General features: G+C 50.8%; 3 protein-coding genes and 1 pseudogene. 2 read left to right on the forward strand and 2 right to left on the reverse strand.

What is annotated here, in order from left to right; all coding sequences use genetic code 11:
* Positions 1–147 (reverse strand): IS1 family transposase (locus BGK49_RS26760; protein WP_001393286.1); only part of this gene is annotated, 147 nt, incomplete at its 3' end.
* Between the two features lie 57 nt (positions 148–204).
* Between BGK49_RS26760 and psuG the strand changes: the two are divergent.
* Both psuG and BGK49_RS12060 read left to right on the forward strand, forming a co-directional pair.
* Positions 205–945: pseudogene (psuG, locus tag BGK49_RS12055) on the forward strand (pseudouridine-5'-phosphate glycosidase); the annotation flags it as partial.
* A gap of 93 nt (positions 946–1,038) precedes the next feature.
* Entirely contained in the window at positions 1,039–2,289 is a 1,251-nt protein-coding gene (locus BGK49_RS12060) for a NupC/NupG family nucleoside CNT transporter (protein ID WP_000353878.1), read from the forward strand.
* A gap of 69 nt (positions 2,290–2,358) precedes the next feature.
* Here BGK49_RS12060 and BGK49_RS12065 read toward each other — a convergent pair.
* A partial coding sequence (locus BGK49_RS12065) for an IS1 family transposase (protein ID WP_000317683.1) occupies positions 2,359–2,621 on the reverse strand: 263 nt, incomplete at its 5' end.

Raw genomic sequence — 2,621 nt, forward strand, 5'->3', positions numbered from 1 at the left:
TTGAGAAGCGGTGTAAGTGAACTGCAGTTGCCATGTTTTACGGCAGTGAGAGCAGAGATAGCGCTGATGTCCGGCAGTGCTTTTGCCGTTACGCACCACCCCGTCAGTAGCTGAACAGGAGGGACAGCTGATAGAAACAGAAGCCACTGGAGCACCTCAAAAACACCATCATACACTAAATCAGTAAGTTGGCAGCATCACCCCATTATTGGCGGCGTGATGAAAGTGGGTTTAAGCAAAGAAGAAATTGAATTACTGGGTCGTGAAGGGCATAACGTGACCAAAGTTAGTCGTCGCGATTTACCTTTTGTTGTTGCCGCCGGAAAAAATGGCGCAACCACTGTGGCTTCAACGATGATTATTGCGGCGCTTGCCGGAATTAAAGTATTTGCCACCGGGGGAATTGGTGGTGTGCATCGCGGGGCGGAACATACCTTCGATATTTCTGCCGATTTGCAAGAACTGGCAAATACTAATGTCACCGTTGTTTGTGCCGGGGCGAAATCTATTCTCGATTTAGGATTAACCACTGAGTATTTAGAAACCTTCGGTGTGCCGTTAATTGGCTATCAGACTAAAGCGCTGCCTGCGTTTTTCTGCCGTACCAGCTCGTTTGACGTCAGTATTCGTCTCGACAGCGCCAGTGAAATTGCCCGTGCAATGGCGGTGAAATGGCAAAGCGGGCTGAACGGTGGCCTCGTGGTAGCGAACCCGATCCCGGAACAGTTTGCGATGCCGGAGGAATCTATCAATGCAGCCATAGATCAAGCCGTCGCCGAAGCCGAAGAGCAGGGCGTTATTGGTAAAGAAAGTACACTGTTCCTGCTGGCGCGCGTTGCTGAGCTGACCGGCGGTGACAGCCTGAAATCCAATATCCAGCTGGTGTTCAACAACGCCATTCTGGCGAGTGAAATTGCCAAAGAATACCAGCGTCTCGCGGGTTAATTTCTGACGGGCAGAAAGCCGTCGCCCGTACTCATCAAGCATACCAAAACCTGGCGCTGACGCCGGGTTTACTGGCATGAAGGGAAAATCATTATGGATATAATGAGAAGTGTTGTGGGGATGGTGGTGTTACTGGCAATAGCATTTCTGTTGTCAGTGAATAAAAAGAGCATCAGTTTGCGCACGGTTGGAGCCGCACTGCTGCTGCAAATCGCTATTGGTGGCATCATGCTCTACTTCCCACCGGGAAAGTGGGCAGTAGAACAGGCGGCATTAGGCGTTCATAAAGTGATGTCTTACAGTGATGCCGGTAGCGCCTTCATTTTTGGTTCGCTGGTTGGGCCGAAAATGGATGTCCTGTTTGACGGTGCGGGTTTTATCTTCGCCTTTCGCGTACTTCCGGCGATTATTTTCGTTACTGCGCTCATCAGTCTGCTGTACTACATTGGCGTGATGGGGCTGCTGATTCGCATCCTTGGCAGCATTTTCCAGAAAGCTCTTAACATCAGCAAAATCGAATCTTTTGTCGCAGTCACAACTATTTTCCTCGGGCAAAATGAGATCCCGGCGATCGTTAAACCGTTTATCGATCGCATGAATCGCAACGAGTTGTTTACCGCAATTTGTAGCGGGATGGCGTCCATTGCTGGTTCGATGATGATTGGTTATGCCGGAATGGGCGTACCAATTGACTACCTGTTAGCGGCATCGCTGATGGCGATCCCAGGTGGTATTTTGTTTGCACGTATTCTTAGCCCGGCCACCGAGCCTTCGCAGGTCACATTTGAAAATCTGTCGTTCAGCGAAACGCCGCCAAAAAGCTTTATCGAAGCGGCGGCGAGCGGTGCGATGACCGGGCTGAAAATCGCCGCTGGTGTAGCGACGGTGGTAATGGCGTTTGTCGCAATTATTGCGCTGATCAACGGCATTATCGGCGGAATTGGTGGCTGGTTTGGTTTCGCCAATGCCTCTCTGGAAAGTATTTTTGGCTATGTGCTGGCACCACTGGCGTGGATCATGGGTGTGGACTGGAGTGATGCCAATCTTGCGGGTAGCCTGATTGGGCAGAAACTGGCGATTAACGAATTCGTCGCTTACCTGAGTTTCTCCCCATACCTGCAAACGGGCGGCACGCTGGAAGTGAAAACCATTGCGATTATCTCCTTTGCGCTTTGTGGTTTTGCTAACTTTGGTTCTATCGGTGTTGTCGTTGGCGCATTTTCGGCTATTTCGCCAAAACGCGCGCCGGAAATCGCCCAGCTTGGTTTACGGGCGCTGGCAGCAGCAACGCTTTCCAACCTGATGAGTGCGACTATTGCCGGGTTCTTTATTGGTTTAGCTTGAGTTTCATTGCCGGATGTACGCGCTTATTAAGCGTTGCATCCGGCAATCGCGCTAGGTAATGACTCCAACTTACTGATAGTGTTTTATGTTCAGATAATGCCCGATGACCTTGTCATGCAGCTCCACCGATTTTGAGAACGACAGTGACTTCCGTCCCAGCCTTGCCAGATGTTGTCTCAGATTCAGATTATGTCGCTCAATGCGCTGAGTGTAACGCTTGCTGATAACGTGCAGCTTTCCCTTCAGGCGTGATTCATACAGCGGCCAGCCATCCGTCATCCATACCACGACCTCAAAGGCCGACAGCAGGCTCAGAAGACGCTCCAGTGTGG

It is taken from the genome of Shigella sp. FC1544 (genome assembly GCF_001722145.1).
In the GTDB taxonomy this organism is placed as follows: Bacteria; Pseudomonadota; Gammaproteobacteria; order Enterobacterales; family Enterobacteriaceae; genus Escherichia; species Escherichia coli.